The organism is Gordonia sp. GN26 (genome assembly GCF_054823965.1).
The window spans coordinates 25,287-51,641 of sequence record NZ_JSYC01000017.1 but is presented as its reverse complement, the minus strand read 5'-3'; the positions used below and the strand labels follow the sequence as shown (position 1 = coordinate 51,641).

27 protein-coding genes are annotated in these 26,355 nt (G+C 68.1%); 9 read left to right on the top strand and 18 right to left on the bottom strand.

Annotated elements, in window-relative coordinates; genetic code table 11:
• The 3 genes from OK17_RS06335 to OK17_RS06325 form a co-directional block, all read right to left on the bottom strand.
• Positions 1-1,305 (bottom strand): D-alanyl-D-alanine carboxypeptidase family protein, encoded by a 1,305-nt coding sequence (locus tag OK17_RS06335; protein WP_461416964.1) that lies wholly within the window; start codon positions 1,303-1,305, stop codon positions 1-3.
• A gap of 76 nt (positions 1,306-1,381) precedes the next feature.
• Entirely contained in the window at positions 1,382-2,773 is a 1,392-nt protein-coding gene (locus OK17_RS06330) for an aspartate aminotransferase family protein (RefSeq protein WP_461416963.1), read from the bottom strand.
• Between the two features lie 16 nt (positions 2,774-2,789).
• Positions 2,790-3,254 (bottom strand): Lrp/AsnC family transcriptional regulator, encoded by a 465-nt coding sequence (locus OK17_RS06325; RefSeq protein ID WP_006865946.1) that lies wholly within the window; start codon positions 3,252-3,254, stop codon positions 2,790-2,792.
• Positions 3,255-3,364: 110 nt separating this feature from the next.
• Between OK17_RS06325 and OK17_RS06320 the strand changes: the two genes are divergently transcribed.
• Positions 3,365-4,864 carry a gamma-aminobutyraldehyde dehydrogenase gene (locus OK17_RS06320; RefSeq protein WP_461416962.1) on the top strand — a complete coding sequence of 500 codons (1,500 nt, stop codon included), beginning with the start codon at positions 3,365-3,367 and terminating at the stop codon, positions 4,862-4,864.
• Positions 4,861-6,291, top strand: a complete 1,431-nt coding sequence (locus OK17_RS06315) for an NAD(P)/FAD-dependent oxidoreductase (protein WP_461416961.1) — start codon at positions 4,861-4,863, stop codon at positions 6,289-6,291. The genes OK17_RS06320 and OK17_RS06315 overlap by 4 nt, the downstream gene beginning before the upstream one ends.
• A gap of 5 nt (positions 6,292-6,296) precedes the next feature.
• Here the strand turns inward: OK17_RS06315 and OK17_RS06310 are convergent, their stop codons facing one another.
• From OK17_RS06310 to OK17_RS06290, 5 genes are all read right to left on the bottom strand, one after another.
• Positions 6,297-7,043, bottom strand: coding sequence for a type 1 glutamine amidotransferase (locus OK17_RS06310; RefSeq protein WP_232718087.1), 747 nt, complete (start codon positions 7,041-7,043; stop codon positions 6,297-6,299).
• A gap of 35 nt (positions 7,044-7,078) precedes the next feature.
• On the bottom strand, positions 7,079-8,008 hold the full coding sequence (locus OK17_RS06305) for a universal stress protein (protein ID WP_461416960.1): 930 nt from the start codon (positions 8,006-8,008) through the stop codon (positions 7,079-7,081).
• A complete protein-coding gene (locus OK17_RS06300; RefSeq protein ID WP_232718089.1) occupies positions 7,998-9,536 on the bottom strand; it encodes an APC family permease in 1,539 nt (512 codons plus the stop codon). The genes OK17_RS06305 and OK17_RS06300 overlap by 11 nt, the downstream gene beginning before the upstream one ends.
• A gap of 83 nt (positions 9,537-9,619) precedes the next feature.
• Complete coding sequence (locus tag OK17_RS06295) at positions 9,620-10,042, bottom strand: hypothetical protein (protein ID WP_232718090.1); 423 nt, start codon at positions 10,040-10,042, stop codon at positions 9,620-9,622.
• Positions 10,043-10,109: 67 nt separating this feature from the next.
• Complete coding sequence (locus OK17_RS06290) at positions 10,110-11,273, bottom strand: cytochrome P450 (RefSeq protein ID WP_232718091.1); 1,164 nt, start codon at positions 11,271-11,273, stop codon at positions 10,110-10,112.
• A 173-nt stretch (positions 11,274-11,446) separates the two neighbouring features.
• Between OK17_RS06290 and OK17_RS06285 the strand changes: the two genes are divergently transcribed.
• Positions 11,447-12,013 (top strand): TetR/AcrR family transcriptional regulator, encoded by a 567-nt coding sequence (locus OK17_RS06285; RefSeq protein ID WP_232718092.1) that lies wholly within the window; start codon positions 11,447-11,449, stop codon positions 12,011-12,013.
• Positions 12,014-12,119: 106 nt separating this feature from the next.
• On the opposite strand, the gene OK17_RS06280 is transcribed toward OK17_RS06285, so the two are convergent.
• The 4 genes from OK17_RS06280 to sdhC are packed head-to-tail and all read right to left on the bottom strand — an operon-like array spanning position 12,120 to position 15,549.
• Complete coding sequence (locus tag OK17_RS06280; protein ID WP_006865934.1) at positions 12,120-12,908, bottom strand: succinate dehydrogenase iron-sulfur subunit; 789 nt, start codon at positions 12,906-12,908, stop codon at positions 12,120-12,122.
• The gene (sdhA, locus tag OK17_RS06275; protein WP_040535570.1) at positions 12,908-14,662 is read right to left on the bottom strand and encodes a succinate dehydrogenase flavoprotein subunit; all 1,755 of its coding nucleotides are present in this window, start codon (positions 14,660-14,662) and stop codon (positions 12,908-12,910) included. The genes OK17_RS06280 and sdhA overlap by 1 nt, the downstream gene beginning before the upstream one ends.
• 14 nt (positions 14,663-14,676) lie before the next feature.
• Positions 14,677-15,132, bottom strand: a complete 456-nt coding sequence (locus tag OK17_RS06270) for a succinate dehydrogenase hydrophobic membrane anchor subunit (protein ID WP_005195959.1) — start codon at positions 15,130-15,132, stop codon at positions 14,677-14,679.
• A 12-nt stretch (positions 15,133-15,144) separates the two neighbouring features.
• The gene (sdhC, locus tag OK17_RS06265; RefSeq protein ID WP_006865932.1) at positions 15,145-15,549 is read right to left on the bottom strand and encodes a succinate dehydrogenase, cytochrome b556 subunit; all 405 of its coding nucleotides are present in this window, start codon (positions 15,547-15,549) and stop codon (positions 15,145-15,147) included.
• 225 nt (positions 15,550-15,774) lie between these two features.
• Between sdhC and OK17_RS06260 the strand changes: the two genes are divergently transcribed.
• From OK17_RS06260 to OK17_RS06250, 3 genes are read left to right on the top strand one after another with little or no spacing between them, the layout of a single operon-like run.
• Complete coding sequence (locus OK17_RS06260) at positions 15,775-16,179, top strand: cytidine deaminase (RefSeq protein WP_040535622.1); 405 nt, start codon at positions 15,775-15,777, stop codon at positions 16,177-16,179.
• Positions 16,176-17,522 carry a thymidine phosphorylase gene (locus tag OK17_RS06255; RefSeq protein ID WP_232718093.1) on the top strand — a complete coding sequence of 449 codons (1,347 nt, stop codon included), beginning with the start codon at positions 16,176-16,178 and terminating at the stop codon, positions 17,520-17,522. The genes OK17_RS06260 and OK17_RS06255 overlap by 4 nt, the downstream gene beginning before the upstream one ends.
• Positions 17,519-18,634 (top strand): adenosine deaminase, encoded by a 1,116-nt coding sequence (locus OK17_RS06250; protein ID WP_232718094.1) that lies wholly within the window; start codon positions 17,519-17,521, stop codon positions 18,632-18,634. Before OK17_RS06255 ends, OK17_RS06250 begins: the two co-directional genes overlap by 4 nt.
• A gap of 120 nt (positions 18,635-18,754) precedes the next feature.
• Here the strand turns inward: OK17_RS06250 and OK17_RS06245 are convergent, their stop codons facing one another.
• The 3 genes from OK17_RS06245 to OK17_RS06235 form a co-directional block, all read right to left on the bottom strand.
• Entirely contained in the window at positions 18,755-20,026 is a 1,272-nt protein-coding gene (locus tag OK17_RS06245; protein WP_232718095.1) for a primosomal protein, read from the bottom strand.
• 78 nt (positions 20,027-20,104) lie between these two features.
• Positions 20,105-21,067: a C40 family peptidase gene (locus OK17_RS06240; RefSeq protein WP_232718096.1), complete on the bottom strand. Its 963-nt coding sequence runs from the start codon at positions 21,065-21,067 to the stop codon at positions 20,105-20,107.
• The gene (locus OK17_RS06235) at positions 21,067-21,357 is read right to left on the bottom strand and encodes a type VII secretion target (protein WP_461416959.1); all 291 of its coding nucleotides are present in this window, start codon (positions 21,355-21,357) and stop codon (positions 21,067-21,069) included. The genes OK17_RS06240 and OK17_RS06235 overlap by 1 nt, the downstream gene beginning before the upstream one ends.
• Before the next feature lie 189 nt (positions 21,358-21,546).
• Between OK17_RS06235 and upp the strand changes: the two genes are divergently transcribed.
• Entirely contained in the window at positions 21,547-22,170 is a 624-nt protein-coding gene (upp, locus tag OK17_RS06230; RefSeq protein ID WP_232718098.1) for a uracil phosphoribosyltransferase, read from the top strand.
• Between the two features lie 31 nt (positions 22,171-22,201).
• Here the strand turns inward: upp and OK17_RS06225 are convergent, their stop codons facing one another.
• Positions 22,202-22,876, bottom strand: coding sequence for a hypothetical protein (locus OK17_RS06225; protein WP_461416958.1), 675 nt, complete (start codon positions 22,874-22,876; stop codon positions 22,202-22,204).
• A 58-nt stretch (positions 22,877-22,934) separates the two neighbouring features.
• Entirely contained in the window at positions 22,935-23,738 is an 804-nt protein-coding gene (locus OK17_RS06220; protein ID WP_232718100.1) for a purine-nucleoside phosphorylase, read from the bottom strand.
• A 101-nt stretch (positions 23,739-23,839) separates the two neighbouring features.
• Between OK17_RS06220 and OK17_RS06215 the strand changes: the two genes are divergently transcribed.
• A complete protein-coding gene (locus tag OK17_RS06215) occupies positions 23,840-24,541 on the top strand; it encodes an enoyl-CoA hydratase/isomerase family protein (RefSeq protein ID WP_232718101.1) in 702 nt (233 codons plus the stop codon).
• A gap of 8 nt (positions 24,542-24,549) precedes the next feature.
• Entirely contained in the window at positions 24,550-25,773 is a 1,224-nt protein-coding gene (locus OK17_RS06210; RefSeq protein ID WP_461417006.1) for an amidohydrolase, read from the top strand.
• A gap of 9 nt (positions 25,774-25,782) precedes the next feature.
• On the opposite strand, the gene OK17_RS06205 is transcribed toward OK17_RS06210, so the two are convergent.
• Positions 25,783-26,265 carry a gamma-glutamylcyclotransferase gene (locus OK17_RS06205; RefSeq protein ID WP_232718102.1) on the bottom strand — a complete coding sequence of 161 codons (483 nt, stop codon included), beginning with the start codon at positions 26,263-26,265 and terminating at the stop codon, positions 25,783-25,785.
• Positions 26,266-26,355: the final 90 nt, after the last annotated feature.

The following is a 26,355-nucleotide window of genomic DNA, read 5'->3' as shown; positions in this document are numbered from 1 at the left end:
TCACCTACGTCCGAAGAGCCTCAATCCCACCAGCAACAGGACCACGGCGGCGAGGGCTGCGACGAGTCCGATGAGGATGCGGACCGAGATGGGGGAGGCGGCGTCGGAACCGGTGCTCGCGAGGTGGGAGTCCGCCGACGACGCGGCTCGCGGTGCGGTGGTTTCGACTGCCTCGCCGGATGATTCGACAAGGCGTCCAACCGAGATGTTCGGGTCGGCTCGGAAACCGTACTCGAACATCTCCCGCGCCTGGTCCCAGTACATGTCGCCCTCGACCGACAGTCCGTACATCTGGACGACGAGTATGCGACGTCCGTCGCGCTCGGCTGCGCCGACGTAGGTCTTGCGGGCGTCGTCGGTGTATCCGGTCTTGCCGCCGAGCATGCCCGGATAACCGTCCACCAAAAGGCGGTTGCTGCTGTACATGTCGTACGCCGGATGGTCCTTGTCGCCGGGCACATCGGGTCGGCGGGGATACCCGGGGAACCGGAAGGTGGGCTTGGCGATCAACTCCCGGAAGGTCTCCTGCGCCATGGCTTCCCGGTAGATCAAGGCGAGATCGTACGACGAGGAGGACATCCCGGCGGCGTCGAGACCCGACGGACTGGCCGCGCGGGTGTCGGCGGCACCCAGCTCGCGGGCGCGTTCGTTCATCTTCTCCAGCGTGGTCTCCACACCGCCGAGTTCGCGCGCGAGAGCGTTGGCGCAGTCGTTGCCCGACACCATGAGAAGGCCGGTCAGCAGGTCGCGGACGGTGTAGCGACCGCCTGGCCCCATCCCGCAGGAGTCGCCCTCGGTGCCCCAGTCCTCTGTCGTCGGGACGACCGTCGCGTCGAGATCGAGTTCGTCGAGCACGATGAGCGCGAGCAGCACCTTGATCGTCGACGCCGGCCGGTACCGCCCGTGCGGATCCTTGGCCGCGATGACGTTGCCCGAGTCGAGGTCGGCGATCAGCCACCCGGCCGAGGTGAGCCGAGAGGGAACCGGACCCGCGGCAGGGTCGGCGACGACGCCGCAGTACCCGAGGTCCTCGCCCCCGATCGCCGGAGTGGGGACCGGCAGCGGGGTCGGGGTCGTCGAGCCGGGTGCGACGACCTCGGACTCGTCGACGGCCGGCGGGGTGCCGGTCTTGTGCGGACAGTGGTCGGTCACGGGCGTTGTGAAGGCCGGTGGTGCACCGGTCGGGACGGGAACGGCCCCGGCTCGTCCGACGCCCGCCGGACCTGCGGCGATCACGCACAGCAGAAGCCCGAGCAGGGCGGCGACGAGCGCCGATGAGGTCCGGCGAGTCCACCCCGAGGTCACCGACCGCACGTTACCAGCGGAACCGGGCAGGCTCAGGACTCGCGGAGCGGCCGTGTCCGACGTTCGGCCGCGCGGACTACAGCAGCGAGTACGCCTGGCCCAGTACCGACCGCAGGATCTGCTCGATCTCGTCGAACTCGGCCTGGCCCGCGATGAGCGGCGGGGCGAGCTGGACGACGGGGTCGCCGCGGTCGTCGGCGCGGCAGTAGAGCCCGGCGTCGAACAGTGCGGTGGAGAGGAATCCGCGCAGGATGCGTTCGGACTCCGCCGCCGTGAACGTCTCCTTGGTGGCCTTGTCCTTCACGAGCTCGATCCCGTAGAAGTACCCCTCGCCACGCACGTCGCCGACGATCGGCAGGTCGTGGAGCTTCTCGAGGGTCGCCCGGAACGCCGGTGCCTGGGTCTTGACGTGGTCGTTGAGGCCCTCGCGCTCGAAGATGTCGAGGTTGGCCAGCGCGACCGCCGCCGACACCGGGTGCCCGCCGAAGGTGTAACCGTGCGCGAACGTCGTGGTGCCGTCGCGGAACGGTTCGAAGAGACGGTCGCTGGCGATCATCGCGCCGATCGGGGAGTAGCCCGATGTCATGCCCTTGGCGCAGGTGATGATGTCGGGGACGTAACCGAAGTCGTCGCAGGCGAACATCGATCCGATGCGGCCGAACGCGCAGATCACCTCATCGGAGACGAGGAGGACGTCGTATTCGTCGCAGATCTCGCGGACCCGCTCGAAGTAGCCGGGCGGCGGCGGGAAGCAACCGCCGGCGTTCTGGACCGGCTCGAGGAAGACCGCCGCGACCGTGTCGGGGCCCTCGAACTCGATCGCCTCGGCGATGCGGTCGGCGGCCCAGCGACCGAACTTCTTCGGGTCGCCGGACAGGTCGTCGGCCGCCCGGTAGATGTTGGTGTTCGGCACGCGGAAAGCCCCGGGCGTCAACGGCTCGAAGGCCTCCTTGAGGGCCGGCACGCCGGTGATGGCGAGGGCACCCTGCGGGGTGCCGTGGTAGGCGACCGCACGCGAGATCACCTTGTACTTACCGGGTTTCCCGACGAGCTTGAAGTACTGCTTGGCCAGCTTCCAGGCACTCTCGACGGCTTCGCCGCCACCGGTGGTGAAGAAGACGCGGTTGAGGTCGCCGGGCGCATAGGCCGCGAGACGTTCGGCGAGTTCGATGGCCGGGGGAGTCGCGTACGACCACAACGGGAAGAAGGCGAGATCTTTCGCCTGCTTGGCGGCGGCCTCGGCCAGTTCCTCCCGACCGTGACCCACTTGCACGACGAAGAGTCCGGCGAGCGCATCGAGGTAGCTGCGTCCCTGATCGTCGAAGATGCGCATACCCTCGCCGCGGGTGATCACCGGCGGCGTGATGGCGTCGCCGTGCCGGGCGAAGTGTCCCCAGAGGTGCGCCGCACTGCGCTCGCCGAGCGACCGGGCGGAATCGGGTGGTGTCGAGGGTGCGGTCAGTGTCATCGTGACTTCCAGTCGGTCATCTGGTTCCCCAGTTGTATTGCTGTTTGACGAGTTTGAGGTAGACGAGGGTCTCGGTGCCGACGACCTCCGGGTGCACGCGCACCTTTTTGTTCAGGATCTCCAGGAGATGGTCGTCGTTCTCGCAGACGACCTCGATCAGGATGTCGAACGATCCCGCGGTCAGCAGGACGTAGTCGATCTCGGGGTGTTCGGCGAGGTGTTGCGCCAGAGCCTGGGTGTCACCCACACAGCGGATTCCGATCATCGCCTGGCGGGCGAACCCGAGCTTGAGGGGATCGGTGACCGCGACGATCTGCATGAGTCCGCTCTCGCTGAGCTTCTGGACCCGGTTGCGGACGGCGGCCTCGGACAGACCGACTTCCTTGCCGATGGAGGCATAGCTGCTCCGACCATCGGCCTGCAGGAGTTCGATGATCTTCTTCGCAGTTGCGTCCAGCTGTGTGGATGCAGGGTCAGCCACCCCATGATCGTGACGGATTCCGAAGCGGACCGCAACACAGACGACTGAATCCGCAACGAAACCGGATTTCGACACGTGAATCCGCAACGGCGGCGGTAGGATCTGGGGGTATGTCCTCTCCAACCAGCATTCCGTCCGGCTGGATCGACGGAAAGCCCCATCACTCGACCGGTGCCGATCACATCGTGATCAATCCTGCCACGGATGAGCCGGTCGCGACCGTGAAACTCGCAGGTCGCGGTGACGTCGATGCCGCGGTGGCCAGTGCTCGCGCTGCGCAGCCCGCCTGGGGTCGTGCGACGCCGGCCGAGCGCGCGGGAGTCCTGCTCGCGTTGGCCAGGGCGCTCGACGCCGAGTCCGGCCTGCTGATCGCCGAAGAGGTCGCCCACACCGGTAAACCGGTTCGGCTCGCGACCGAGTTCGACATCCCCGGATCGATCGACAACGTCGACTTCTTCGCCGGAGTCGCACGGAATCTTGAGGGCAAGGCGAGCGGGGAGTATTCGGGGGACCACACCTCGTCGATCCGCCGGGAACCCGTCGGGGTCGTCGGCACCATCACGCCGTGGAACTATCCGCTGCAGATGGCGGTGTGGAAGGTCATCCCGGCACTCGCCGCCGGCTGTGCGGTGGTGTTGAAACCCGCCGAGATCACGCCGCTGACCACGCTGACGATGGCCCGCATCGCCACCGAGGCAGGGCTGCCCGACGGTGTCCTCAACATCGTCGTCGGCACCGGCCCGGAAGCCGGCGCCCATCTCGCCGGGCATCCCGACGTCGACATGGTGACCTTCACCGGTTCGAGCGCGGTCGGCCGGCAGGTGATGGCGCAGGCCGCCACCAACGGGGCCCGCATCCAGCTCGAACTCGGCGGCAAGGCGCCGTTCGTCGTCTTCGACGACGCCGACCTGCAGGCCGCGATCCACGGTGCGGTCGCGGGCTCGATCATCAACGGCGGTCAGGACTGCACCGCGGCCACCCGTGCGATCGTCGCGCCCGCGCTCTACGACGACTTCGTCGACGGCGTCGCGGACCTCATGTCGCGGGTCGTCATCGGCGATCCGACCGACTCGGCAACGGATCTGGGCTCCCTCATCTCCCGGCGCCACCGCGACAAGGTGGCCGGGATGGTGGACCGTGCGCGGGCGGCCGGCGCGCGCGTGGTCACCGGCGGTGGCGTCCCCGACGGTCCGGGCGCCTTCTACCCGCCCACGCTCGTCGCCGACGTGGCCGAGGACTCGGAGATCTACCGCGACGAGGTGTTCGGGCCGGTGCTCGCGGTCAGTCGTTTCACCGATGACGACGACGCGATCCGTCGCGCCAACGACACCCCGTACGGCCTCGCGGCGTCGGCATGGACGCGCGATGTGTATCGCGCGCAACGTGCTTCGCGTGAGATTCACGCCGGGTGCGTCTGGATCAACGACCACATCCCGATCATCAGCGAGATGCCGCACGGCGGATTCGGTGCCTCCGGCTTCGGCAAGGACATGTCGACCTACTCGCTCGACGAGTACCTGCTGATCAAGCACGTCATGAGCGACATCCACGGCGTCGCCGAAAAGGAATGGCACCGAACGATCTTCACCCTGGGCGGTCCGACGGCGTGACCGACCGGAGGTGGGCCTCGCGGCCGACCCAGCGGGGGGCCGAGGTGGTCGCGCGGGCCGCGGCCCGCCCCTTCTGGCTCGACCGCGACCTGCGTCCCGAACCCCGGCCCCGACTCGTCGGCGAGACCACCGCCGATCTGCTGGTGGTCGGCGGTGGCTTCACCGGCCTGTGGGCGGCCGTGCAAGCCGCCGAACGCGATCCCTCCCGATCGATCGTGCTCGTCGAACGCGACCGGCTCGCCGAACACGCCTCCGGACGCAACGGAGGCTTCTGCGCGGCCAGTCTCACACATGGACTCGGCAACGGACTGCAGCGGTTCCCCGACGAGATGCCGACGCTGCTGCGCATGGGTCGCGAGACCCTCGACGCCATCGTCGACACCCTGACCCGCCTGGGCATCGACGCCGACGTCGAGCGCACCGGTGAACTCGATCTCGCGACCACCGACTGGCAGTTCGACGACCTCGCCGAGACCGCGGCCGCCGGGCAGGCACTCGGCGAGGATCTCGTCCTGCTCGACGCGTCCGCGGCCCGGGAACGCGTCAACTCCCCGATGGTCCGTGGTGCCCTGTACGACCCGCATGTCTCGATCCTCGACCCCGCCAAACTTGCGTTCGGCCTCGCCGAGGCAGCCGAACGGCTCGGCGTACGGATCTTCGAGAGCACCGAGGTTCTGGGTCTGGCCACGGGTGCATCGGGTGACGAGGTCTGCGCCCGAACGGATTTCGGGCAGGTGCGCGCCGGTCGGGTCGTCGTCGCGACGTCGGCGAGCCGTTCCTTGGTCCGTAGACTACGGCTCTACACGGTTCCGGTGTGGGACTACGCGCTGATGACCGAACCGTTGTCGGACGATCAGCTCGCCTCCCTGGGCTGGGCGGGGCGCGAGGGACTCGCCGACAGTGGTCCACGCTTCCACTACTTTCGGCTCACCGCCGACAACCGGATGCTGTTCGGCGGTTGGGATGCCCCGTATCACTTCGGGTCCGACGACGACCCCCGCCGCGCCCATCAGCCCGGTGAATGGGCGCTGCTCGGTGAGCATCTCCTGCAGATGTTTCCGCAGCTCGAGGGGATCACCGCGACGCACACCTGGGGCGGGGTGATCGACACCTGCTCGCGGTTCTGCGCCTTCTGGGACACCTCCCACGGTGGGCGCGTGGTGACGGCGGTCGGTTTCACCGGACTCGGCGTCGGCGCTTCGCATTTCGCGGCTGCCACCGCACTCGACCTCGTCGACGGTCTACGGACCGAACGCACCGCCCTGGAGATGGTGCGCCGCAAGCCTTTACCGTTCCCGCCGGAACCGATCCGCTGGGCGGGAATCACTCTCACCCGACATCAGATGGCGCGCAGCGAACGTCGCAACGGTCGCCGCGGCGCATGGCTCACGCTGCTGGACCGGATCGGACTGGGATTCGACAGCTGATGCCGTCAGCCGCGGACCACTCCGGTCAGCCACCGGGTCAGCACGGTGCGCGCGAGCGGGATGGTGACGGGTTCGGTGGCTGCGGCGTCGCCGGGGAAACGATCGGTGGCCTCGGCGCCGATGGTCTCGGTGATCAGCGATCGTGACTCGGTGGAGTCGAGCCATTCGCCGACGAGCTCACCGCCGGCCTCGAGGTGGAACTGCACGCCGTACGACTTCCCGTGGCGGTACAACTGATTGACACATGTCGACGACGACGCCAGCAGCGTGGCCCCCGGCGGGAGTGTGAATGTGTCGAAATGCCATTGCACGACGTCGAATTCCGGCGGCACCGTTCCGGACGTGTCGTCGCGCGCGGTGCCCCAGACCGGATCGGCGGCGCCCGCATCGTTCAATGTGACGGTGTGGATGCCGACCTCCGGTGAGGAGGCCGTGTACACGTCGGCGTCCAGCGCGGCGGCCAGCATCTGGGCGCCGAGACATACGCCCCAGATCGGGATGTCCAGGTCGAGCGCCCGGCGCAGGAGCGAGATCTCGTCGGCTATCCACGGGATGCGTTGGGCATCACCGAGTCCCATGGCGCCGCCGAGGGTCACTACGGCGTCGAACCCGGTCAGGTCAGTGGGCACCGGCTCGCGCCAGATCCGCAAGGTGGTGACGTCCGCGAGGTCGGTCAGCGGTGGGCCGTAGAAACCCGGAGGCTCGGAGTCGGCATGGCGGATCTCGAGCACTCGCGCACGTTGGTCGGTCAAGTCGGTGTCGGTCTCCGTGGTCGGTGCGGGTTCGGTCAGCCGCTCTTGGGGACCACGATAACCGGTGCTGTGGTCCACCGGAGGATACGAGAGGCGGTGCTGCCGAGGAAGACCCGGTTGGGTGATCCGAGGTGACCGGAGCCGATGGCGACGATGTCGTTGGCGTCCCAGGGGAGATTGGCCAGCGCCTCGTCGAGCGTCGTGCCGTCGGCGACGAGGACGTCGACCTCGAGTTCGGGATTCATCTCGGAGCGGGTCTTCTCGAGGAGTTCACGCGCGACGGCGATCTGGGCGGCGCGCACGTCTCTCGACGAGTCGTCGTCGAAGGGCGATTCGAGGGAGACCAGGGAGAGCAGTCGGAGGTCGAGCTTGGCGCGTTCGGCGAGTTTCTCGGCGAACGGGAGCGGATTGTCTTCGCCGGGTCTGACCGGGACGGCGACGGTCACCATGTCGAGGACCGCGTCCACCCGATCCGCATATCCGCGCGGTGCCAATGCGACCGGAACAGGTGAGGAGTGGACGAGTTCGTTGCTGACGGTGCCGAGCGTGTGGCGACTCAGCAACCCGTCGCCCGTGCCGCCGACGACGATCATCTTGGCCGCGGTGTCGACCGCGTGGGAGGCGAGCCCGTCGGCAAAGGACTCGTTGACCGTGACGACGGTGCGATAGGAGAAGCCGGGGGGGATCAGCTCGGCGCCCTCGCGGAGCCAGTCGGCGGCCTGCGCCTCGATGCGCTGTTGATACTGGGCGAGTCCGGGCTGGCCGTCGTAGGGCGTCGGGCGAACCACGCACACCAGGTCGATGGCCGCGCCGGTGACCCGGGCGAGCGCCACGGCGAGGACGACCCCGTCGGCGCCCGAGGGGGTCGCGAGGTATCCGACGGTGAGCCGGGGAGTGCCCGGGTCGTCGGTCGGGGCGATGGGCGTCTCTGCGTCAGGGCGGGTTGCGGCGGTCTCAGTAGACATCGGGAACCTTCACCTCGGTGGTCGCGGTCAGTGTCTTGCCCCGGAAGAAGTCGCTGTTGTGGGCGAAACAGGCGAGCATCAGGGGGATTCCGAGAACCAGCATGCCCACTCCGAGGACGAAGACGCCACCGATCCCGCCGACCGAGGTGGCGCCGTAGTCCGGCGAGATCATGTCGATCGCCGAGCGGATGAATGCCGCCGCCATGGCGATGCCGCCGAGGAACGGGAAGAGGCCGCGCAGGAAGAAGTTCCGTGCGGAGGCGAACAGGGTCGAACGGAAGTACCAGACGCAGGCGAAGGCGGTGATCCCGTAGTAGAAGGCGACCGCCAGTCCGAGGGAGGAGATGGAGTCGGCGAGGGTGTCCTGGCTGAGCAGGGACAGGACCAGGTAGAAGGTGAGGGCCGCGGCACCCATGACGCCGGTGCCGAAGGCGGGGGTCATGTAGCGCGGGTGGATCGAGGCGAACTTCTCGGGCAGTGCCTTGTAGACGGCCATCGACAGGCTGCCGCGTGCGGTGGGCAGGATCGTGGACTGGGTCGAGGACAGCGCGGAGACGCAGACCGTCAGCAGCAGTGCCGACGACATGATCGCGCCGGCCACCGGCTCGCCCAGGATCGTCAGGACGTCCTCGTCGTTCGCGTCGTTCCCCAGTCCGATCCCGGTGTCGCCGAACCCGGCGAACGACTGGATCGCGTAGGCGACCAACACGTAGGTGGCGACCAGGATCACGCACGTGAGGAGGGCGGCTCGGCCCGGGGTCTTGTCGGGGTCCTTGGTCTCCTCGCTGATCGCCAGGCACGCATCCCAGCCCCAGTAGATGAAGATGCACAGGATGACCGCCGCAGCGATCTGAGACTGGTCGAGACCACTGGGCCACAACCAGGACCACTCCGGTGTGATCGCCTGGTCGCCGGCCCGGCCGGTGCCGACCTTCACCAGCGCGATCACGCTCGCGATGATGAGCACGGCGAACTGGATGAACATCAGGATCGCCTGCATGCGTTCGCTGATGACGATTCCGCGGATGCTGATCCAGGTCATGGCGATGATGAAGAAACTGCCGAGCAGGATCTTCGCCAGCAGACTGTCGGCCAGGCCGTGGAGGCCGAGGAACTTGAACAGGTACAGCGCGGCGATCTCGGAAACGTTGGCGAGCACGATGATCGCGGACACGGTCAGGCCCCACCCGCCAATCCAGCCGATCCACGGTCCGAAAGCCTTTGTGCCCCAAGTGAATGTCGTGCCGCAGTCCGGGGTGTCGCGGGACAGTTCGCGATAGGCGAAGGCCACGAGCAACATCGGAATGAAGGCGAGGACGAACATCGCCGGGGCCTTTGCGCCGACGCTGTCGACCACGAAACCGAGAGTGGCAGCGAGGCTGTAAGCCGGTGCGACGGCGGACAAGCCGATGATGACGTTGCCCATCAGCCCGATCGAACCGAGACGCAGGCCCTTGTTGCCGGGATCATCAACGACGCGGGCCTTGCCGCTGTCTCCGACCGCTCCGGTCTCGATGCGCTCCGCCATGGTGGTTCTCCGCTCACATGATCACGACGAGAGACAGAGTACGATTCTGCTTCCGATTCCTCCCTGTAAGTTCGAAACCTGGCTCAATTGCGTGCTCGGCACCTGCTCGTCGGTTCGTGTCCACGAGCGGTGTCCTCGGCGACGAGTTTGGACTCGACCCAGATCTGACATCTGGAAAAGCCTCCGCCGGACTGGAATAGCGCGTCGAGTGGTTTGTCCGGCGAATGTCTTGTGTACACCAGCGATGCCGACCACAGCTTCGTGTGGCCGTCCTGATGGGTGAGCGGGACGTCGGTCTGGGTGCGGAGTCGGCCGGCGGCGTCGAACCACACGGCGGCGCCGTTGTGTTGCCGGTCGGAGGTGAGGGTGATCGTGACCGGTTGGGCCTCGTGGTCAGGGTCGACGCCGGGCGCCGGTGCCGCAGTGGCGGGGGAGAACACCGCCAGACACAGGGCGGTGCTGGTCAGGAGGGTGAGCAGTAGGCGGACGTACAGGACTCGGACCACGAAGACTCCGTTCGGCGGGCTTGGCTGGGTCCTTCTTGGACGCAAACGGGCGCCGTGCGGTTCCCGATCACCGGACGAGCGTCAGCTCCCGGGTCGTGGTCTGGCGGAAATCCGTTGTGGCATCGAGCAACCGGGTGATCGCCAGACGACCCTGCAGGCGGGCCAGGCCGGCTCCCACGCAGAGATGTAGGCCCTTGCCGAACGCCAGGTGTGAGCCGTGCCCGGACCGGGCAGCGGCGCGGTCGAGGTCGACGGTCGGCGCGGCGTCGAAGTGCTCGGGGTCGCGGTTGGCCACGCGCCACATGAGAAAGATGTGGGAGCCGGCGGGGAGGTGGGAGTCGCCGAGTGTGGTGTCGGCGACGACGTGCCGGAAGTGGCCGCGGAACGGTGATTCCAGGCGCAGGGCCTCCTCGACGAATGCTGGGATGAGGTCGGGGTCGCGACGTAACCGTGCGGCGACCTCGGGGTGTTGCGCCAGAAGCCGGACCGCATCGGTCAGCAGGCTGACGGTGGAGTCGGACCCCGCCGCGACGAGTTGCAGGAGAATCATCACCGCCGCCGGGTGGTCCAGGTCGTTGCGGGCCACGGCCGACGCGATGTCGTCGAGCACCCCTCGTTCTGGCGTGCCGGCCCTGTCGTTGCGTAGTGCCGAGTCCAGTCGGTCGCCGAGGTAGGCGGTGAGTTGGGCGACCGCCGTGATCGCGGTGGTGAGTTGGCCGGGGGTGATGACGCCGTCGATCAGCACGTTGGTCGCACCGGCCCAGCGGGCGAGATCGTCGATGTCCCCGTGTGGCAGGCCGAGCAGCTCGGTGACCACGGTGATCGGGACACGTTGTGCCACAGCTGTTGTCCAGTCGATTGCGTCGCCGTCGAGTCCCTCGGACCAGGCGGCGTCCACGACCTCGGCGACGAAGGGCTCCAGGGCCCGGATGCGAGCAGGTGTCAGCGACGGCATGACCAGCGACCGGTGGAGGCGGTGGCGCGGGCCGTCGGCGGTGGCCAGGACGTGCATCGCATCGCCGAGTCCGGCGACCGGGAACTCCGACACCGACCCGTCGTCGTGGCAGACCATCGTGGCGGTCAGGTTCGACGAGAAGTCCCCGGGTCGTCGCACCACCTCGGCGATGAGCTCCCAGGAACCAACGGCGAAGAACGGGGAGTCGCCGACCTGCTGCACCGGGGACCCGGTGTGGAAACGCGAGAGGAAGGCGGGGTCGTCGAGTGCGAGCATGCACCCAGCGTCTCCGACGGGCGCGGCGGGGACAACGGTTCTCGCCGAAGTCGACACGGGGAGATCGTGGCGCCGGGATTCGATGTCTCACGAACCCTTCTTGACCTGCCTGAAAACGCACCCAGCCAGCTGTTCCTTGTCTCATGATGAGATTCGACGACGGAGGGGCGTGCATGGCTGACTGGCTCGTGGGTGGCGATCGCGGCGACGCGGCGCGAAGGAGGCTCGTGTCGCAGGCCGCGACACTGATCGCCTCGCGTGGACTCGATGCGTTCAGCATCGACGAACTGGCCGCTCGAGCCCACTGCTCCCGGGCGACGATCTACCGTCACGCCGGTGGCCGTGCCCAGTTGATCGAGGCGGTGTTGTCGACGACCGCCGCCCCGGTCCTCGAATCGATCCGCGCGGAAGCGGCCGGCACGGCGGGGGAGGAGCGCGCCCGGATCGCGATCACCGCGGCGGTCGGCGCCCTGCGCGCAGACCGGGTGATACGACAGTTCCTCCGGCCGGCAAGCCTCATCGCGACGACGCCGACCGTGCTCGCCTCGCCGACCGTGCTCGATGTGGCCGCAGAACTCATCGGCATCGACCCCGACGACACCGTCGCCGCCCGGTTCGCGATCCGGTCGGTGCTGACCATGCTGCTCTGGCCGGCGACCCCCGAGGAAGAGGCGGCGCTCGTGGACTCGATCATCGCGGGGATCTTCCGGGGCGAGGCATCGGACGTCCGCCAGACGTAGCGGTTCGTGTCGACCGGCAGCACGATCCGCTACATGTGCGAATGAGCAACGGCCCGCACCGAAGTCGGTGCGGGCCGTTGCCGGGCTGCAGAGAAAGCTGAAACGTCTAGCGCGAGAACATGAGTGCGCGCTTGACCTCCGAGATCGCCTGCGTCACCTGGATGCCGCGGGGGCATGCGTCGGTGCAGTTGAAGGTCGTGCGGCAGCGCCACACACCGTCGACGTCGTTGAGGATGTCGAGACGCTCGACGGCGCCCTCGTCACGGCTGTCGAAGATGAAGCGGTGCGCGTTGACGATCGCGGCCGGGCCGAAGTACGAACCCTCGGTCCAGAACACCGGGCAGCTCGTGGTGCAGCAGGCACAGAGGATGCACTTGGTGGTGTCGTCGAAGCGGGCGCGGTCGCTCTGGCTCTGGATGCGCTCACGGGTCGGCTCGTTGCCCGAGGTGATCAGGAACGGCTTGATCGCGCGGTACGCGTCGAAGAACGGCTCCATGTTCACGACGAGATCCTTCTCCACCGGCAGGCCGCGGATCGGCTCGACGGTGATGGTGATCTCCTTGGACTTGTCCTTGGGGAGCATGTCCTTCATGAGGAGCTTGCAGGCCAGGCGGTTGACGCCGTTGATGCGCATGGCGTCGGAACCGCACACGCCGTGGGCGCAACTGCGGCGGAACGTCAGGGTGCCGTCGAGGTAGCCCTTCACGTACAGCAGCAGGTTGAGCAGACGGTCGGTCGGCAGCGCCGGGACGCGGAAGCTCTCGAAGCCCTGGGCGTCGGGATTCTCCGGGTTGAACCGGAAGATCTTCAACGTGACCATGGTGGCCTCGTCGGGCACCGGGGGCAGCGGCGGCTCGTCGGAGGAGGGTGCGGGCTTGTCCAGAACAGATGTCATCAGTACTTACGCTCCATCGGCTCGTAACGGGTCTGCACCACGGGCTTGTAGTCCAGCTCGATGTCCGAGAGAAGGTCGGTGCCCTTCTTGTAGGCCATGGTGTGACGCATGTAGTTCACGTCGTCGCGATCGGGGTAGTCCTCGCGGGCATGGCCGCCACGCGATTCCTTGCGGTTGAGTGCACCGACCACGGTGACCTCGGCCATCTCGAGCAGGAAGCCCAGCTCGATGGCCTCGAGGAGGTCGCTGTTGAAACGCTTGCCCTTGTCGTGGACCTTGATGTGGGCGTAGCGCTCCTTGAGTGCATGGATGTCGGTGAGGGCCTGCTTGAGGGTCTCCTCGGTCCGGAACACCGATGCGTTGGCGTCCATCGACGCCTGGAGCTCGGTGCGGATGTCGGCGACGCGCTCGTGACCGTGCTCCGACAGGAGCAGCTCCAGCCAGCCGTCGACCATCTCGGTCGGCTGCTCGGGCAGTTCGGCGAAGTCGGCGTTGTTCGCGTACTCGGCGGCGGCGATGCCGGCGCGGCGTCCGAAGACGTTGATGTCGAGCAGCGAGTTGGTGCCGAGGCGATTGGCGCCGTGAACGGACACACAGGCACACTCACCGGCTGCGTACAGACCGTGGACGACCTCGTCGTTGTTGCGCAGCACCTGACCGTTGATGTTGGTCGGGATGCCACCCATGACGTAGTGGCACGTCGGGAACACCGGCACGTACTCGGTGACCGGGTCGACGCCGAGGTAGGTGCGGGCGAACTCGGTGATGTCCGGCAGCTTCTCGTTGAGGACGTCCTCGCCGAGGTGGGTCACGTCGATGTAGACGTAGTCCTTGTTCGGTCCGGCGCCGCGGCCCTCGAGCACCTCGAGAACCATGGAGCGGGCGACGATGTCGCGGGGCGCAAGGTCCTTGATGGTGGGGGCGTAGCGCTCCATGAAGCGCTCGCCGTCGGCGTTGCGCAGGATGCCGCCCTCACCGCGGACGGCCTCCGAGATGAGGATGCCGAGACCCGCGAGGCCCGTCGGATGGAACTGGTGGAACTCCATGTCCTCGAGCGGCAGGCCCTTGCGGAAGACGATGCCCATGCCGTCACCGGTGAGGGTGTGGGCGTTGGACGTCGTCTTGTACATACGGCCCGAGCCGCCGGTCGCGAAGACGATCGACTTGGCGTGGAAGACGTGGATCTCGCCGGTCGCGAGCTCGTAGGCGACGACGCCGGTGGCGACCTGCTCGCCGTCCTCGTTCTCGGTGAGGCAGATGTCGAGTGCGTAGAACTCGTTGAAGAACTCGACGTCGTGCTTGACGCAGTTCTGGTACAGGGTCTGCAGGATCATGTGACCGGTGCGGTCGGCGGCGTAGCAGGCGCGGCGCACGGGCGACTTGCCGTGGTCGCGGGTGTGCCCGCCGAAACGGCGCTGGTCGATCTTGCCCTCGGGCGTCCGGTTGAACGGGAGACCCATCTTCTCCAGATCGAGCACCGCGTCGATGGCCTCCTTGGCCATGATCTCGACGGCGTCCTGATCGGCGAGGTAGTCACCACCCTTGACGGTGTCGAAGGTGTGCCACTCCCAGTTGTCCTCTTCGACGTTGGCCAGTGCGGCGCACATGCCGCCCTGGGCCGCGCCGGTGTGGCTACGGGTGGGGTAGAGCTTGGTCAGAACCGCGGTGCGGGCACGCGGTGCGGCTTCGATCGCCGCGCGCATCCCGGCGCCGCCGGCGCCCACGATGACGACGTCATAGCGGTGTTCCTGCATGTTGATGGTCTCCTTTAGCCGACGCTGTTGACGTCGAAGGTGAGGATCGCGTAGGTGCCCAGCACCAGGGTCAGGATCATCGACACGGCCAGCAGCACGTTCAGCCAGAAGCGGGTCGAGTCCTTGCGCGAGTAGTCGGCGATGACGGTGCGCACGCCGTTGCCGCCGTGCAGCTGGGCGAGCCACAGCATGGTCAGGTCCCAGATCTGCCAGCCGGGCGAGCTCCAGCGCGCGGCGACGAACGAGGCGTCGATCCGATGCACGCCGCCGTCCCAGGCGAGCATGATGAACATGTGGCCGATCGTCAGGAAGACGAGGATCAGGCCGGAGAAGCGCATGAACATCCATGCGTTCTTCTCGAAGTTGCCGCCCTTGGGCTTACGCGGGGAGCGGGGGTTGTCCAGGCTGGCCGGACGGTCGTGTTCCTTGCCGAGGGTCTTCGCGACACCGGTGGCTTCCGAGGTGGTCATCTCTGGTGTCTCCTACAGGTGGCTGAACATGATCTGCAGCAGGCGGATGGCGCCGGCGGCGAACACGACGACGAACAGGGTCATCGCGACCCACAGCATCTGACGCTGGTACTTGGGGCCCTTGGACCAGAAGTCCACCAGGATCAGGCGCACGCCGTTGAAGGCGTGGAACAGGACGCAGGCGACCAGGGCGATCTCCATGAGACCGATGATCGGGGTCTTGTAGGTTTCGATGATCTCGTCGTACTGGTTGGGATCGACGCGGATGACCGCGGTGTCCAACACGTGCACGAACAAGAAGAAGAAAATGGTGACGCCTGTGATGCGGTGCAGAACCCAGGACCACATGCCCGGGTCGCCGCGGTACAGAGAACGTCGACGCACCGGGTCAGGTGCGACTTCGGTCGAGGTGCTCATCGGAAAAGTGGCCTCCAACATCGTCGATGGACGCGTCGAATCGGCATGCTCCGACTCGACCATGGACCCATGACAAGAGACTCTAAACCCATGCCCATTCCGGTGATAAATTGCCCGAACCGATTTGAGGCACAAGACATTACGACTTAGGTTTGCCTTACCCAAGCTTTTGCGCCGATGAACGGCGCATGTCCGGTTGGTTACACCCTTTGCCTGGAGGTGGGCGTGAGTACCGAAATCGAATGGGATGTTCTGCGACACAAAGCAACTGAGATGTTGTCCCATGCCTACGCCCCGTACTCGCGCTACCCGGTGGGGGCTGCGGGAATCACCTCTGACGGCCGTGTCGTGGCAGGTTGCAATGTGGAAAATGTCTCATACGGTTTGGGCATCTGTGCCGAGGTGTCACTCACCGCTCAATTGATCTCACAAGGCGGGAAGTCCCTGCGTGCGGTGACCGTCACCGACGCCTCCGGCAAGGTCCTGATGCCGTGCGGACGGTGTCGACAGGTGCTCCTCGAGCACGGCGGCCGCGACCTCCTCGTCGACCACCCGTCCGGTCCACGCGTCCTCTCCGACCTCCTGCCCGACGCCTTCGGTCCCGACGACATCGCCGAGGTCGTCTCGTGACCTCCTCGGTCGAGCCCGCCGCCGACGAGGTGATCCACGCCGTCTCGGTCATCGCCACCAAGCGTGGGGGCGGTGAACTCAGCGACGCCGAGATCGCGTGGATCGTCGACGGGTACACCCGCGGCGAGGTCGCCCCGGAACAGATGTCGTCGTTGCTGATGGCCATCTATCTCCGTGGGATGAACCGCCGGGAGATCGCGACGTGGACCCGGGCCATGATCGACAGCGGACGGCGGATGGACCTGACGGGCCTGCGCCGCGACGGCCGTCGGCTCATCACGGTCGACAAACACTCCACGGGTGGCGTCGGCGACAAGATCACGTTGCCCCTGACGCCGCTGGTCGCCTCGTACGGCGTGGCGGTGCCGCAGCTGTCCGGTCGGGGTCTCGGCCACACCGGTGGCACCCTGGACAAACTGGAATCGATCCCCGGCTGGCGGGCCGAGGTGAGCACCGAGGAGATGATCGGCCAGCTCGAACGCGTCGGCGCGGTCATCTGCGCCGCGGGCGCGGATCTGGCCCCCGCCGACCGCAAGCTCTACGCGCTGCGCGACGTCACCGGGACGGTCGAGTCCATCCCGCTGCTCGCCACCTCGATCATGAGCAAGAAGATCGCCGAGGGCACCGGCGCGCTCGTCCTCGACGTGAAGACCGGTTCGGGCGCCTTCCTGCCGGACGAGTCCGACGCGCGCGAGCTGGCGTCGACGATGGTCGAACTCGGGCACGACGCGGGGGTCGACACCCGGGCGCTCATCACCGACATGAGCGTTCCGCTGGGCCGGGCGGTCGGGAATGCCGTCGAGGTCGCCGAATCGGTCGAGGTCCTCGCCGGGGGTGGGCCGGCCGACGTCGTCGAGCTGACCCTCGCGCTCGCCCGGGAGATGCTCGACGCGGCGGGTCTGTCCGACGCAGACCCCGCCGAACACCTGGCCAACGGCCGGGCGATGGATTCCTGGCGGTCCATGATCTCCGCCCAGGGCGGCGACCCGGACGCCCCGCTGCCGGTCGCCCGGCATCAGGACGTGGTCTTCGCAGACCGCGATGGCGTCATGACCGACATGGACGCGCGTGCGGTCGGAGATGCGGCGTGGCGGCTGGGCGGAGGACGATCCAAGCCCGGCGAAGCGGTGTCGGCGGAGGCGGGAGTCGTCATCCACGCCAAACCCGGTGACCGTGTCTGCGCCGGCCAACCGCTGTTCACCTTGCACACGCAGGATGAGAACCGGATCGCGGGTGCGCGCTCGAGTCTCGACGGTGCGGTGCGGATCGAGGCCGGAAACGTCGACACGAGCGGCGCCGGCGACCGGCCACTGATCATCGATTCCGTTAGGTTCACAAGATGACGACGCTGGATCCGGCGCACCTCACCCTCGCGCCCAAGGTTCTCCTCCACGACCACCTCGACGGCGGGCTGCGGCCGGCGACCGTCCTGGAACTCGCGCACGAGGTCGGCTACGACGGTCTGCCCGTCGACGACGCGGCCGGACTCGGGCGGTGGTTCCGCGAGGCCGCCGACAGCGGCTCCCTCGAGCGATATCTGGAGACCTTCACCCACACCGTCGCCGTCATGCAGACCGTCGACGCTCTCGAGCGGGTGGCACGCGAGTGCGTGGAGGACCTCGCCGACGACAACGTCGTCTATGCCGAGGTCCGGTACGCCCCGGAACAGCATCTCGAGGCCGGACTCACCCTCGACGAGGTGGTGGAGGCGGTGCTGCGCGGATTCGCAGACGGCGAGCGGATCGCCGCCGAGCGTGGGAAGACGATCATCGTCCGCTGTCTGGTCACCGCGATGCGGCACGCGGCGCGCTCACGGGAGATCGCCGAACTCGCGGTGCGCTACCGGGATCGCGGCGTCGTCGGCTTCGACATCGCCGGTGCCGAGGCCGGTCACCCGCCGACCCGTCATCTCGACGCCTTCGAGTACATGCGCGCCAACTGTGCGCCGTTCACCATCCATGCGGGCGAGGCGTTCGGCCTGCCGTCGATCCATGAGGCCATCGGCTTCTGCGGCACCGACCGTCTCGGCCACGGGGTTCGGGTCTTCGACGACATCGAACTACCCGAGGGCGTCGACCTCGCCGCTCACTCCTTCGCCGGCGCGAAGCTCGGTCTGGTCGCGAACATCGTGCGTGACAAGCGGATTCCGCTCGAGCTGTGCCCGAGTTCGAATGTGCAGACCGGGGCGGTTGCCTCGCTCGCCGAGCACCCGTTCAACGTGTTGGCCCGGCTCCGGTTCCGGGTCACGGTCAACACCGACAACCGGCTCATGGGCGACACCACGATGAGCAAGGAGTTCGGTCTGCTCGCCGACCAATTCGGTTACGGCTGGGCCGATTTCGAACGTTTCACGGTCAACGCCATGAAGTCGGCGTTCATCCACTTCGACGAACGGCTCGCGGTCATCGACGACGTGATCAAGCCGGGTTACGCGGTGCTGCTCGGGTCGGGCTGACCTCGATACCGATCAGAACTCCTTTCGATACGCCCCTCCGCACGCTCCGGGGCTACTCAAGGAGCGGGGACGGATCAGCCCTTTCGGACGAGCCGGGGCCACTCAAGGAGCGGGGACGGATCAGCCCTTCTTCACGAGCCGGGTCTCGAAGTCGTGCTCGAGCGCCCGCCAGGCCTCGGCCTCGTTGTCGAACGGTCCGCTCGGGGCCATCCGCTTCGGGTCGGGATTGACGGTGTAGTCGACGAACCAACCGAGGGGAGTTGACGTACCCAGGGCCTCGTTGACGGTGTCGTCGCCGGCGTAGTCGGCTGCGTCGGTGAACAGTTCGACGGCGAGGTCGAGCTGGTCGCGGTCCATGCGGCGCGGGCCGTCGGCGATGTCCTCGGCGAGGCCGGGCAGCACGTACACGTTGTCGTCGATCACGTCGAACTCGAGTGAGCCGTTGGTGGCCTCGGTGCGGACGTCCTCGAACGTCGACAGTTCGGCCAGATCGTGGGTGTTGTCGTCGGCGAGGAAACGCGAGAGCGAGCGCGCCGAGGTGAACACGAAGATCTTGCCCTTGGTGCCGAGAAACACCGGGTCGTCGCCGAGGTAGCAGCGCAGCGTCAGGTACTCGTTGCCGCTCGTGACGATCTTGATCGGGTCGATGCCGACCGACGCCCAGAAATCGTCGTCGTCGTACTCGTCGTCCTCATCATCGTCTTCGTCGTCCTCGGCCTCGTCGACGACGACGCCCGCGGTCTCGACGATCTCGATGTCGTCGTCGTCCGGCTCGTCCTCGTCTTCGGCGGAGGCGGCGGCCTCGAGTTCGGCCTCGGCGGTCTCGACGGCCTTCGCGTCGACCTTCGGCGTGGTGATGACCTCGTCGATCGCGTCGAGCACGTCGTCCCAGTGCTTGGCGATCAGACGGCCGATGCGGACCCAGAGGTCGAGGCCTTCGCGGCCCTCGAAGTTGCGGGTGCCGGTGGTGACCGCACCCAGGATCGGGTTGCCGTTGAAGAACTTCGTGATCGCGGTCAGTTCGCAGACCTCGCCCAGGATGCGCACGATCTCGAGCGCGTCCTCGAGTTCGGCGATGACCTCGGGGGTCGGATCCTCGGCGGCGAGCTCGGGCACGCCCACCAGGTCGTAGGTGTGGCGCTCGTCGGGGATCAGCTCCTCGGCCTGCACGCCCACGATGGTCGGCCACGCCGGGTGCTCGACGAGGTCGTTGTCGTCGTTGGTGCGGACGAAGGCCGCGAGCTCGGCGACGCCGGGCAGGACGTAGAGATCCTCGTCGAGACCGAGGAACGCCTCCCACTCGTCGTCACCCTCCCGCCAGCGGGGTGCCCACAGGGTGAAGCTGTTTCCGTCGGTGAGTCCGAGCTCAATCGGGACGATGTCTCCGGCCATGGGGACACAGCCTAGCGATTGATCGCCGTGGATCCAGTAGTGCCCCCACAGAGGCCGAACGGTATTCGTGCCACCTCGTCATCGGGGCCGGAAGAATCCTTCGAAGGTCTGGTCGAGATTGGTCGTCCGAACCGGTGAGACGCCGACCGGGTCGCCGGCCTCGATCATCTGATCGTTGCCGATGTACATGGCCACGTGCCCGGACCACACGGCGAGATCGCCGGGCTGTAACTGTGCCTGTGACACGCGGATTCCGGCGGTGTCTTGATCCTGGGCCAGGCGGGGGAGTTCGAGACCGGCCTGCCGATAGGCCCATCTGGTGAAACCGCTGCAATCGAAACCGGCGGGCGTCGTCCCGCCCCAGAGATAAGGAACACCCCGCTGGCTCAGTGCGGCGCGCACCGCCTTCGCCGCCCGCTCGTTCGGCGCGTGGGCCACCGAACCGTCGGGGAGCGTGATCGGCACGCCTCCGGACACCGGCGGCACCGACAGGTGCTCACCGGACGTCCGGTCGCCGATGGTCGTGACCGGTGCGGGTGCGATCCGCCGCCCGAGGGCCGCCATCGCGTCGGAGTCGGAACGGAGGTCGGCGCGTGTGCGAGCGACGATCGCGAGACCGCGGCCGAGATGCTCGGCCGCCATCGGCAGCATCGTCAGCAGGCCGGCCGGGGTGAACAACTCGCTCCCGAAGGCGCGGGCCCGACGTTCGAGTGAATCCACCAGGCCGAGGAGTTGGTTCGACGCCGTCTGCACCTTCCCGCCGGCGCTCTCGACGAGGCGGGCGAAGTCATCGGCGTCGTCGGCCAGCGTGCCCATGCTCTGCTGCAGTCTTCCTGCGGCATCGACGGCCGCGGTCGCGCCGGAACCCTCCCAGTGCGTGCGCACCGCTTCGGTGGCGGCAGACGATCCACGGCGTGCGGCGTCGACCGCACTCGCGGCGGCACGGATCGTCTCCGCCGGATTGCCGGGGGCGAGGATGCCGGTGCCCAGTGCTGCAACGAGTTGACGTAGTGGTCCGACGAACATGGCGGCGTCGAGCATCAGAGAGTGAACCCCCGGTCCGCGGCCGCGCAGTCGCACGCGAGGTAGGTGTCGTCGGCGCGGCGGGTGGCCGAGGCGACGTCGTCCTGCCGCGACGCCGTCGTCTCGAGGTTGCTCCGGTGGATGCGGAGGAACTCGACGACCGCGGCGAGAAACTCCGCCCCGATGATCCCGAACGTGATCGCGAGATCGACCAGAGCTGCCTCGTCACTGCGGGCCTGATCGCCGACCAGCACGCTCGCGGTGCAGTGCGCCGACGAGAACTCTTGCAGCGCTGCTGATTCCGTCATCAGTTCGGTTGGCCGGGCGGACCCGGGAGGGGAGAGGACGGCGGATGGGGCGGTGGATCGCGGGCTCATGGGTTTCTGACGCGGTGGGCGCCGGTTCGGTTCCATCGAATGCGGGCGAACCCCGACCGGTGGCGATGCGCGGTACCTCGATGCACACGCCCGTGGGGTTCAGGAAATAGTGTGGTCGCCATGGAACGCCTCATCGTCGACCATCCTCTCGCCGCCGCCCGTCTGACGACGATGCGGGACGAGACCACCGACAACGCCGGATTCCGTGCGGCACTCTCGGATCTCACCCAGATGCTGATCTACGAGGCGCTCGCCGCTGCGCCCAAAACGGACGTGCAGATCAACACGCCGCTCGTCCCGCACACCGGATCGCGGCTGGCCACGCCGCCGCTGCTGGTCCCGGTCCTGCGCGCCGGCCTCGGGATGGTCGAGCAGGCGCATGCGATGGTGCCCGAGGCCCGGGTCGGATTCGTGGGCATCGCCCGCGACGAGGAGACGGCCCAGCCGGTGCCGTATCTCGAGTCCCTACCCGAGGACCTCTCCGGACTGCCCGTCTTCGTCCTCGACCCGATGCTCGCGACCGGCGGCTCGATGCTGCACACGATCGAACTGCTCGTCGCGCGCAACGCCACCGACATCACCGCGATCTGTGTTGTCGCGGCACCCCAGGGCGTCGAGTTGCTCGAGAAAGCGGGCCATCCGTGCCGTCTGGTCGTGGCCGCGATCGACGAGGGCCTCGACGACGCGAACTACATCGTCCCGGGACTCGGCGACGCCGGCGACCGTCAGTTCGGCCCGCGCTGACGGAGACCCCGCGCCGTTCGATTGCTGTGGTTCAGCCCAGCGACGACCAGTAGGCGAGCATCGGCTCGTTCACCAGTACCGAACCGCCCTCCACGATGGTGAGACTCGACGGGGACACCAGGTAGCGGACGGCGCCGTTGCTCGCCTCGAAGGTGTTGCCGACGCGGGTCGGGAACTGCAGTTCGATGCCGCCTTCGGGTGCCTGTCCCTTGTAGTACCAACGACCCGTCTGGTTGCCGACCTGGCAGATGACCACGCGCGACCGCGAGGTCTGACCGATCGCGACCGCCGGGTCATCGGCGGCGTTGCAGCGCGGTCCGGTGACGAACCCCTGCCAGTCCGCGCCCGACACGGTCGGGGCCGGACGGTTCGGAGGCGGCGACGGCGTCGTCGTGATGGTGGTCGGGGTCGGCGGCGGGGCCTGCGTGACCGTGCTCGTGATCGTGGGCGGCTCCGAGGTCGTGGTCGTGGAGCTCGCGGCCGCCGTGTCGGTGGACTCCTCGTCGGCGGGGATCAGCAGGAACGCGGCCAGCACGCCCGCGACCACCAGCAGGACGCCGGCGCCGATGGCCACCAGGACCGCGGGCGACGTCCACGGGGAGCGTGGCGGTGGCGGCGGCGGACCTTGCGGATGGCCACCCGGCCCGTAGGCGCCCGGGTACCCGCCGGGCGGATAACCGCCGGAGCCGTCGGGTGGGTAGGTCATGGTGCACCTCGAGTTCTGTCGGGACTCGTCGGGGGAGGAATCGCCGCCGGGATCGGTTCTACAGTTCGCCGATGATCTGGGCGAGCAATTCGCCCATACGCGTCGCCGATGCGCGCCCGACCTCGAGCACCTCGGCGTGACTGAGGTGTTCGCCGGTCATTCCGGCGGCCAGGTTGGTGACCAGCGAGACCCCGAGGACCTCCAGTCCGGCGGCGCGTGCGGCGATGGTCTCGTGCACCGTCGACATGCCGACCAGGTCGGCGCCCATCGTGCGGAGCATCCGGATCTCCGCGGGGGTCTCGTAGTGGGGTCCCGGCAGGCCGGCGTACACACCCTCGGCGAGGGAGGGGTCGACGCGCCGGGCGATCCCGCGCAGGCGGGGGGAGTAGGCGTCGACGAGGTCGACGAACTGTGCGCCGACCAGCGGGGAACGCGCGGTCAGGTTGAGGTGATCGGAGATCAGGATCGGCTGGCCCACCGACATGTCCTCGCGCAGACCGCCGGCCGCGTTGGTGAGCACGACGGTGTGGACGCCGGCCGCCGCCGCGGTCCGCACCGGATGTACGACCCGCGCCAGATCGTGGCCCTCGTAGGCGTGAATCCGGCCGAGCATCAAAAGGACTCGACGGTCTCCGACCCGAACGGAATGGATCACGCCGCCGTGGCCGGCGGCCTGGGGCGGGGTGAAGCCGGGGATCGACGACATCGGCAGCGAACGGATCGGTGCACCGAACGCGTCGGCCGCCGGGGCCCAACCGGAACCGAGGATCACGGCCACATCGTGTGCGGCGGCGTCGGTCTCGGCGGCAATGGTGGCGGCCGCGACGAGGGCCGCGGCGTCGGCGTCGGCAGTGGGATCCATGCGCCAACCCTAAACGGTGACCCCGACGCCGGTGCGGCACTGCGGCGCTGTGCGAGCGCCGTGCCGGGAGAGGACGCGCCGCGGAGCGATAAGGTCTTTTCATGCCATATCTCAACGAGGTCGGGGAGGTCGTCGAACTCCATCTCGGGGCCAAGGGCGCCGAGCTCGACGAGTCGAACCCCGAGAACCGCTTCCGTCTGGAATGGCTCGACGAGGTGGAACGGCTGCTCGCTGAGGTGAGCGCCGACCCGAAACGCCCGCTGGTGCTGACCGCGACCGGCAAGTTCTTCACCAACGGGCTCGACACCGACCACATCTTCGCCGCGCCGGATCAGCTGCCCGCGTACCTCGACCGTGTGCACGCGCTGTACGCCACGTTCCTCACCCTCCCGGTGCCGACGGTCGCGGCGGTCAACGGTCACGCCTTCGGTGCCGGCGCCATGCTCGCCCTCTGCGCCGACCACCTGGTCATGCGCACCGAGCGCGGCTTCTGGTCGTTACCCGAGGCGGCCCTGAACATGCCGTTCACCCGTGGAATGTCGACGCTTCTGCGCACACGACTCACCGACCGGACCGCGACCGAGGCGATGTACACCAGCCGGCGGTACGGCGCCGCCGACGCGGTGGCAGCCGGCATCGTCGACGAGGCGGTCGAGGCGGATCGACTGACCGCCCGCGCCGCCGAGGTCGCCGCCGCCCGCGCGGCGACCGTGGGGCCCAACCTCGCGCTGATCAAGCGGGGACTCCGCGGACCACTGCTCGCCGATCTCGCCGTTCCGACACCCGCCGGAGTCCTGTCGTGACCGGCGTGATGGCCGAGAGTCAGCCGGACGCGTCGAGGATCATCGATGCGTGGCTCGCCGACCACGCCCCCGATCTCGTCGCCTGGCGCCGTGACATCCACGCCCATCCCGAACTGTCCCGGCAGGAGGTGCGCACCACCGAACTGGTGATGGCCGAACTGTCGGCCGCGGGCCTCGACCCGCGTCGGCTCCCGCTGGGCACCGGCGTCGTCTGTGACCTCGGGCCGGCCGGCGAACCGCGGATCGGTCTGCGCGCCGACATGGACGCGTTGCCGGTCACCGAACACACGGGCCTCCCGTTCACCTCGACGGTCGAGGGGGCGTCGCACTCCTGCGGACACGACGCCCACACGGCGATCCTGATCGGCGTGGCCAAGCTCCTGGCCTCGGCGGGACCGCTCCCGGTGGGGGTCCGACTGATCTTCCAGGCGGCCGAGGAGGTCATGCCCGGCGGTGCGCTCGACGCCATCGAGGCCGGCGTGACCAGCGGCCTCGGGCGCATCTTCGCCCTGCACTGCGATCCGCGTCTGCCCGTCGGCACCGTCGGCCTGCGGTCGGGTCCGTTGACCTCGGCAGCCGACCACATCGACCTGCAGCTCCACTCCGCAGGCGGGCACACGTCCCGACCGCACCTGACCGGCGACCTGATCTACGCGATGGGCACCGTGATCACCGGACTGCCCGGGGTGCTCTCGCGGCGCGTCGACCCGCGGTCGGGAACGGTCATGGTGTGGGGTGCGGCCAATGCCGGCAGCGCCGCCAACGCGATTCCGCAGGAAGGCCGGATGCGCGGCACGGTGCGCACCGGCGACCACGGCACCTGGGCGACCCTGGAGCCGCTGGTCCGCAGCGTCGTCGGTGAGCTCCTCGCGCCGCTCGGCGTGCGCTACGACCTCTCCTACTTCCGGGGTGTGCCGCCGGTGGTCAACGACGAGGTCGCCGTGGGGATGCTCGAACGCGCGGTCGCCGCGATCGGACCCGACGCCGTCGCCGCCACGCCGCAGTCACCCGGTGGCGAGGACTTCTCCTGGTACCTCGAACAGATCCCGGGTGCGATGGCGCGCCTCGGGGTGTGGGACGGTTTCGGCCCGCAGGTCGATCTGCACTCGCCGAACTTCGACCTCGACGAACGCGCGCTGGCGATCGGGGTCCGCACCCTCGCGGGCGTCGTCCTCAACGCACGCAGCGCCACCGGCGAACCGCCGGAGCTCACGCCGCCGTTCGCGCCCTAGGCGTCGGGCTCAGGATTCGACGGGCCCCGGTCCGGGGCCGACGTTGCGCGACTCACGCAACCGCAGGTCCTGCACGTAGTCGGCAGGGGCACCGGCGATCTCCGCGGCCTCCGCCATGACGCCGAGATAGCGGGCCGAGGGGAGTCCGCCCTCATAGGCATCGAGTACGTAGAGCCAGGCCAGTACCGGGCCGTCGGCGGTGTCGACGCGGGCGCGGATCTTGCGGTGGATGCCGAGTTCGGAACCCTCCCAGCGGTCGAGGAGTTCCTCGTCTTCGGTGGTCACGTCGTACAGGACGACGAAGACGCGGGCGTCGGGATCGTCGCGGTCCTCGGTGACCGTCGCCAGCGAACCCTCCCAGCCGATGTCGCCGCCACCGAAGGTCAGGCGCCATCCGCGTAGCCATCCGGTACCCGCCATCGGCGAGTGCGGCGCGCGTTCCGCCATCTGCTCGGGATGCATGTTCGATCCGTACGCGGCGTATATAGGCACGGATGGAGCCTAGTGGGTCGGCGGCGACTCTGAAAGGCGACAGGCAGGGCCGGAGGAGTGGCGTACGACGCACGCAGGGCCACCACATGG

Coding starts and splice junctions, on each gene's coding strand:
- OK17_RS06330 (WP_461416963.1), bottom strand. CDS start 2,773: ATGACACTGACCGCACCCTCGACACCACCCGATTCCGCCCGGTCGCTC.
- OK17_RS06320 (WP_461416962.1), top strand. CDS start 3,365: ATGTCCTCTCCAACCAGCATTCCGTCCGGCTGGATCGACGGAAAGCCC.
- OK17_RS06305 (WP_461416960.1), bottom strand. CDS start 8,008: ATGTCTACTGAGACCGCCGCAACCCGCCCTGACGCAGAGACGCCCATC.
- OK17_RS06300 (WP_232718089.1), bottom strand. CDS start 9,536: ATGGCGGAGCGCATCGAGACCGGAGCGGTCGGAGACAGCGGCAAGGCC.
- OK17_RS06290 (WP_232718091.1), bottom strand. CDS start 11,273: ATGCTCGCACTCGACGACCCCGCCTTCCTCTCGCGTTTCCACACCGGG.
- OK17_RS06285 (WP_232718092.1), top strand. CDS start 11,447: ATGGCTGACTGGCTCGTGGGTGGCGATCGCGGCGACGCGGCGCGAAGG.
- OK17_RS06280 (WP_006865934.1), bottom strand. CDS start 12,908: ATGACATCTGTTCTGGACAAGCCCGCACCCTCCTCCGACGAGCCGCCG.
- sdhA (WP_040535570.1), bottom strand. CDS start 14,662: ATGCAGGAACACCGCTATGACGTCGTCATCGTGGGCGCCGGCGGCGCC.
- OK17_RS06270 (WP_005195959.1), bottom strand. CDS start 15,132: ATGACCACCTCGGAAGCCACCGGTGTCGCGAAGACCCTCGGCAAGGAA.
- sdhC (WP_006865932.1), bottom strand. CDS start 15,549: ATGAGCACCTCGACCGAAGTCGCACCTGACCCGGTGCGTCGACGTTCT.
- OK17_RS06250 (WP_232718094.1), top strand. CDS start 17,519: ATGACGACGCTGGATCCGGCGCACCTCACCCTCGCGCCCAAGGTTCTC.
- OK17_RS06245 (WP_232718095.1), bottom strand. CDS start 20,026: ATGGCCGGAGACATCGTCCCGATTGAGCTCGGACTCACCGACGGAAAC.
- OK17_RS06240 (WP_232718096.1), bottom strand. CDS start 21,067: ATGCTCGACGCCGCCATGTTCGTCGGACCACTACGTCAACTCGTTGCA.
- OK17_RS06235 (WP_461416959.1), bottom strand. CDS start 21,357: ATGACGGAATCAGCAGCGCTGCAAGAGTTCTCGTCGGCGCACTGCACC.
- upp (WP_232718098.1), top strand. CDS start 21,547: ATGGAACGCCTCATCGTCGACCATCCTCTCGCCGCCGCCCGTCTGACG.
- OK17_RS06225 (WP_461416958.1), bottom strand. CDS start 22,876: ATGACCTACCCACCCGACGGCTCCGGCGGTTATCCGCCCGGCGGGTAC.
- OK17_RS06220 (WP_232718100.1), bottom strand. CDS start 23,738: ATGGATCCCACTGCCGACGCCGACGCCGCGGCCCTCGTCGCGGCCGCC.
- OK17_RS06215 (WP_232718101.1), top strand. CDS start 23,840: ATGCCATATCTCAACGAGGTCGGGGAGGTCGTCGAACTCCATCTCGGG.
- OK17_RS06210 (WP_461417006.1), top strand. CDS start 24,550: ATGGCCGAGAGTCAGCCGGACGCGTCGAGGATCATCGATGCGTGGCTC.